The 6058-nt window shown below is 57.6% G+C and carries 4 protein-coding genes and 1 pseudogene; all 5 read right to left on the reverse strand.

Going from position 1 to position 6058, the window contains the following annotated elements; all coding sequences use genetic code 11:
• Nucleotides 1-100: 100 nt before the first annotated feature.
• Nucleotides 101-208: pseudogene (locus ACFFNA_RS35765) on the reverse strand (bifunctional methylenetetrahydrofolate dehydrogenase/methenyltetrahydrofolate cyclohydrolase); the annotation flags it as partial.
• A gap of 3 nt (nt 209-211) precedes the next feature.
• Complete coding sequence (gene purU / locus ACFFNA_RS35770; RefSeq protein ID WP_378924655.1) at nt 212-1096, reverse strand: formyltetrahydrofolate deformylase; 885 nt, start codon at nt 1094-1096, stop codon at nt 212-214.
• A gap of 121 nt (nt 1097-1217) precedes the next feature.
• On the reverse strand, nt 1218-2627 hold the full coding sequence (locus ACFFNA_RS35775) for an aldehyde dehydrogenase family protein (protein ID WP_378924657.1): 1410 nt from the start codon (nt 2625-2627) through the stop codon (nt 1218-1220).
• Between the two features lie 160 nt (nt 2628-2787).
• Nucleotides 2788-4209 carry an aspartate aminotransferase family protein gene (locus ACFFNA_RS35780; protein WP_378924659.1) on the reverse strand — a complete coding sequence of 474 codons (1422 nt, stop codon included), beginning with the start codon at nt 4207-4209 and terminating at the stop codon, nt 2788-2790.
• Nucleotides 4210-4302: 93 nt separating this feature from the next.
• Nucleotides 4303-5655, reverse strand: a complete 1353-nt coding sequence (locus ACFFNA_RS35785) for an ArgE/DapE family deacylase (RefSeq protein WP_378924661.1) — start codon at nt 5653-5655, stop codon at nt 4303-4305.
• Nucleotides 5656-6058 lie beyond the last annotated feature (403 nt).

Raw genomic sequence — 6058 nt, forward strand, 5'->3', positions numbered from 1 at the left:
GATCGATCAAAATGGCGGCCCTTGAACATGACAAACTCCCGGAAAGCAGGAGCAGCCGTCATGCAGCAATGACCTTTCCGAAAAGTTTGCGACGGAACCCCGCAAGTCCTGCTTTCACATCCTTTGTTCGCTCGAGATCAGAAGCCGCTTGCTTCACCGCTTCAATAACGGTTGCCGCCACCTGTTTGCCGTCGATGGTGTGCGTCATCGCTCAGCCCATACGCTCGGAAGCGTAGCTTCCCGGGCTTGCCGGGAAGACGACGGTTCGTTTGCCATTGATGAAAGTGCGGTGGTGTATATGCGCGTGTATGGCGCGCGCCAGCACCTGGCTTTCGACGTCGCGGCCCATCGAGACGTAGTCCTCGGCTGACTGCGCATGGGTGACGCGCACCGTGTCCTGCTCGATGATCGGGCCTTCGTCGAGATCGGTAGTGACGTAGTGTGCCGTTGCCCCGATCAGCTTAACGCCGCGCTCATGGGCCTGCTTGTAGGGGTTGGCGCCCTTGAAGCTCGGCAGGAAGGAATGGTGGATGTTGATGATGCGGCCGGACATCTTGTTGCACATCTCGTCGGACAAGACCTGCATGTAGCGGGCAAGCACGATCAGCTCGCTGCCGGTCTGCTCGGCCAGATCGAGGATCTGCGCCTCGGCCTGTGGCTTGTTCTCCTTGGTCACCTTGATGTGATGGAAGGGGATGTCGTGGTTGACGACGACCTTCTGGTAATCGAAATGGTTGGAGACGACGCCGACGATGTCGATCGGCAGCGCGCCGATTTTCCAGCGGTAGAGCAGGTCGTTCAGACAATGGCCGAAGCGCGACACCATCAGCAGCACCTTCATGCGCTTGGTGGCATCGTGGATCTCAACATTCATCGCAAACTTCTCGGAGATCGGCTTTAAACCTTCCACCAGGTCGGCTTGGCCGACACGCTCCTCGGAGATAAAGGAGACGCGCATGAAAAACTTGCCTGTGCCGAGATCGTCGAACTGCGAACTGTCGACAATGTTGCAACCCTTGCCGGCCAGGAAAGTCGCAATCGCGGCAACGATGCCGCGAGCCGATTTGCATGAAACGGTGAGTACGTAGTGCGTCATTTCAAACTCATTAGAAATAGCGGGCTTTTTGCTCGCAATGGCATGTCCTCGGAACCGTCGATTCTTCTTTTCACAAATGGAGCTTCTCCGCTATGCCAACGTCGTACCTTGGGTCCGGAGGTCAACCGCGATTGATGCAAACCACCTTTGGCTGAGTCATCTCCTCATAGGCAAATCGAACGCCTTCCCTGCCCATGCTGCCGTATTTGGAGCCGCCAAATGGCATGGCATCGAAGCGATAGTCCGACGAGTCATTGATCATTACGCCGCCTGCCTCGATCTTTCTTGCCGCCTCAAGCGCGACAGAGAGATCGTTGGTGAAGATTCCGGCATGTAGGCTGTATTCCGGGCCGTTGGCCATGTCGATGGCTTCATCAAGCGTATCGAAGGGCGCAAGCATCACCACCGGCGCGAACACTTCCTCATGCCACAGCCGGCAGTTCTGAGGCGTGCCTTCAAGCACAGTCGGATGGTAGAGGGAGCCCTTGCGGCGGTGTCCGCACAACAATTTCGCACCCGCGTCAATAGCCTCATTGACTGCCGTCTCGGCGCGTTCTGCTGCCTCTCTGGAGATCATCGGACCAACGTCGGTATCCTCGCATGACGGATCGCCTGCCTTCAATTTTTTCGCTCCCGCGACAAAGGCATCGCGGTACCGCTCATAAAGGGCCGCCTGCACTAAGATGCGCTGGGCGCCGATGCAGTTTTGTCCGGCCGCCCAGAACGCGCCGGAGACCGAGCTTTCGACCGCTTTGTCGAAGTCGCAATCACTCATGACGATGACAGGTGCATTGCCGCCGAGTTCCATCGCCAGTTTCTTGAGCCCTGCCGAGCGACTGATTGCCTCTCCGGTTGCAAATCCCCCGGTGAACGACACCAAGCGAACGTCGCGGGCGGCGACCAGGGCCGTGCCGAGATCGGTACCGCCCACCGCGACAGTTATGATGTCTTCAGGGAGGCCGGCTTCGCGAAGGGCTTCGACGAGGCTGATCGCCGAAAGCGGCGTCAGCTCCGATGGCTTCAGCAGCACTGCATTGCCGCCGGCGACCGCGGGACCGAGCTTGTGAGCCACCAGGTTCAGCGGATCATTGTAGGGGGTAATGGCGGTGATGATTCCGAGCGGTTCACGCGTGAACCAACCCTGCCGCTGCTCTGAACCAGCATACGCATCGAAGGGTACGATCTCGCCGGCATTGCGCTTTGCTTCCTCAGCGGAGAGCTTCAGCGTATTGACGCAACGCAGGACCTCCTTGCGCGCCTGAACAATGGTCTTTCCAGCTTCCCGGACGATGGTATCGGCGAAGGCGTCGCGACGGCGCTCGACAATCCTTGCAGCGTCGTCAAGGATGCTCGCGCGCCGGTGCCTTGGCTGGTTGCGCGAAAGCTCGGCTCCGCGTCTGGCGCGTTTCAAAAGCTCGCCGATTTCGCTTGCATCCGTAGCGTCGACCGTTCCCACAACAGAACCGTCATAGGGGCTGTATACGGGTATGGGCGCCAGGCCGGCTGTGATGTGCAGTTGGGCAGCGGTCATAGGCGAGCTTCTTCTTCCCTAATGATGCGCCGCTTGCGCGGCTGCCACGTTTTGGTCGGGGCAGAGGTGCTGGGACCTACGCCCTGTCCTCACTTGAGGCATCGGTTGATTGCTACCTGAACGTTTTTGTTTGCGGCCGCGCCTCGTCGGCCGTCCTCTTTCAGATCTTTTGACCGTCACGAACGAGCTCATCCATGACGAAACGGACGGCGCTTTCAGCGATCGCAACGATCTCTTCGACTTCTGACTTGGTAGTTACGAGTGGCGGGGCAAAGCCCAGAATGTCGCCGTGCGGCATAGCGCGAGCGATAAGACCACGGTCGCGGGCAGCCTTTGAGATTCGCGCACCAACCTTGAGCGACGGGTCGAAACGCTTTCTGGTGTCCCGATCGGCCACGAACTCGATCGCGCCCATAAGGCCAACTCCGCGTACTTCTCCGACTATCGGCAACTGGGCGAATTTTTCCTCCAGCTGTGCTTGGAAAAATGCGCCAACGTCACGGGCATTGCCAGGGAGGTCTTCTTTCTCGACGATGTCGAGAACCGCGTTGGCCGCGGCGGCGCCGATCGGGTGACCCGAATAGGTATAGCCATGTGAGAATGAGCCAACCCTGTCAGCGCCGTCTTCCATCACCTTATAAACCTTCTCGCCAACGAGCGCCGCGGAGAGCGGGAAGTAGGCAGAGGTCAGACCCTTCGCGACTGTAATCAGGTCGGGTTCAATGCCATAGTGCTGGGAGCCGAACATCGAGCCAGTGCGGCCAAAGCCGGTGATCACTTCGTCGGCGATGAGGAGGACGTCGTGCTTTCTTAGGACGGCCTGGATAGCCTCCCAATACCCTTCTGGCGGAGGCGTGATGCCGCCTGTGCCGAGAACAGGCTCAGCGATGAAGGCGCCGACATTGTCGGGACCCAGACGTTCGATCAGCTGATCGAGCTCGGCGGCTCGTCGCGCGGAAAATTCGCGTTCGGTCTCGCCTGGGTTCGCGCCCCAGTAGTGGTGAGGCGCGCCGGTATGGACGATCTGCGGCAGCGGCAGGTCCATATGGTCGTGATAGAAGCTCATGCCTGTCATCGAACCAGAGACGACGCTGCAGCCGTGATAGCCGCGCTCACGCGAGATGATCTTCTTCTTGTTCGGCTTGCCGCGCAGGTTGTTGTAGTACCAGACGAGCTTGGCCTGGGTCTCGTTGGCGTCCGAGCCGGACATGCCGTAGAAAACCTTGCTCATCTTGCCGGGCGCCATCTTCACAAGGCGATCGGAGAGGATCGCAAGCTCATCGGTCGTATGCGCCGCGTAGGAATGATAGTAGGCAAGGCGATAGGCTTGGCGTGCAATCGCTTCGGCGACTTCAACACGACCGTAGCCGACGTTGACACAGTAAAGCCCCGCAAAGCCGTCGATCAACTGGTTGCCGTGCGCGTCCTGGATGCGAATGCCCTTGCCGGTCTCGACAATTGTCGGTTCGCCCAGTTTGCCGGTCGCAAAGTCCTTGAGCTGCGTGAAAGGATGTAGGACAGAGTTCCTGTCCTTTTCACTGATTTCCTGAGTGCTGATAGACACCACTTCAACCCACCTCATTGCAACTTTGCTACAGAACAATTTGATAGTCCAAGAGCAGGATACCGCTGCAACAACGCAGAACCCATAGACGGCCGACATTCTACGTCTGGATCACCCTTGCTCCACGCGATGCTTTACACCGCACCAAGATGCAGCGAATAGAGCTATAGTCTTGGTTACCCTTAACAACGATGGTATGCTTACACGCTCATCAATGGCATGGATGTTCTCGGCAACAGGTCCGTAGACCAGGCTGGTCATGTTGCCGTGCAGGGCAAAGACAGCAGAGTCGAGGTAGCAAGGCATAATGAAACGCTGCAGGTCCGTCCCTGAGCCGTCTGCAAATGAGTGCGCCTTTGCCAAGAGTAATTCTGCTTCGCTTCCTTCGGCGAGAACATATCCTCCTTGCCTGGCGCCGAGCCACTCAATGTAGGGCTCGGGGCATCCTTCCAGCTCCGGGTCATTGAGAAAGGCCTTTCTGAGAAAGCTCTCAAAAGATTCCACGCGCGCCTCTGCCTTGTCGCCGGGGTAAAAGCCGATGCGACCTTCAAAGCGGCACTCGCTCGGCACCGATGCAATCCACTCGCCTCCCGATATCGTGCCGATCGTCAAAGCTATTGGGTTGTCGACGTCGGCGAAATCTGATGGACGCTGTGCAATCCACTCTTGTTCGAGCTGGCGCAGATGTTCGATGGTCCGGAATGCGATGTCGATTGCGCTTCTACCCCTGGCGACTTGGAAGGGGTGAGCGGGAACGCCTTGGACTGTGATAGTGAACTTCATTATGCCGGTATTCGCGCTGACTACCTGTTCGCCGGTAGGCTCAGGTATCAGAACAGCATCAGCGCGGAAGCCCTCCGCAAGAACCATTGCCGATCCATTGCCCGTGATCTCTTCTTCAATGACCGACTGAAATTGGACCTCTCCCAGGAGGTCGAAACCTGCGTTTGCCAATGCATCGAGCGCGAAGAGGTTCGCAGCCAAGCCGGCTTTCATGTCGCCGGCACCACGACCGTACAGCCAATCACCGTCACGAGTAGCGGAGAAGGGCTCGTACTTCCAACGCGCACTTGTGCCAACTGGCACCACATCAACGTGCGCATTGAGTGCCAGAGAACGACCGCCTTCTCCCGAAGCCGGCTTCAAACCAACAACAAGGCTGGAATCCTTAAGGTCAAATTTGGTGGGAGAAAAAGCCGGGTCCACACCGATGCGGCCTGGATCAATGACGAAGCTGCGAACATCATAGCCTCGACTTGCGAGAGCGGAGGAGACAATCTTCTGAATGCCAGCTTCATTGCCCCGAAGCGAGTCAGCACGAACGAGCTGCGTCAAAAATTCGATCTGCTCGTCGAAGCCGGCTTCCACTGCCTGGATAATGCGTTCGATATCCGTGGGTGCCAATAGACCTGTGTCGAGTGCAACCTCAGTAGCGGAATGGCGCAGGAATGTAGGTTCCTTCACGTTGTCCTCCTGAATTCAGTAACAAGACATATCGCTGTCCCGTGTGAGACGTAAAGCTACGGTTTGCTATCCATTTGCCAGTTTCCCTACGCAAAGTGGCACCTCAAAGTAGCCGTTATGCGCCATTCGGCGCCCTTGCAGAACAACCTTCCTAGGTTGGTTGATCTCCTAATCAGGGTTTGCGTGAGAGCATGAGGTGTGCCGGGTGGGCATGTGTTTCCAGCCTGCGGTTAAAGGCGTTGTTCCTTGAACACCCAGAGCGTCTGATTTAACGTTGGACGATCGTCAGATGACCTCCTGGGTTCTGTCGCAAATCGTGATTTCGGTCACGACGCGACGCTTTCGCGCCAATGATCAGGCGGCAAGGATCTCGAACTGCTCGGCAATTGAAGGGCATGGATTG

This window comes from Mesorhizobium kowhaii (assembly GCF_042431665.1).
GTDB classification, from domain to species: domain Bacteria; phylum Pseudomonadota; class Alphaproteobacteria; order Rhizobiales; family Rhizobiaceae; genus Mesorhizobium; species Mesorhizobium kowhaii.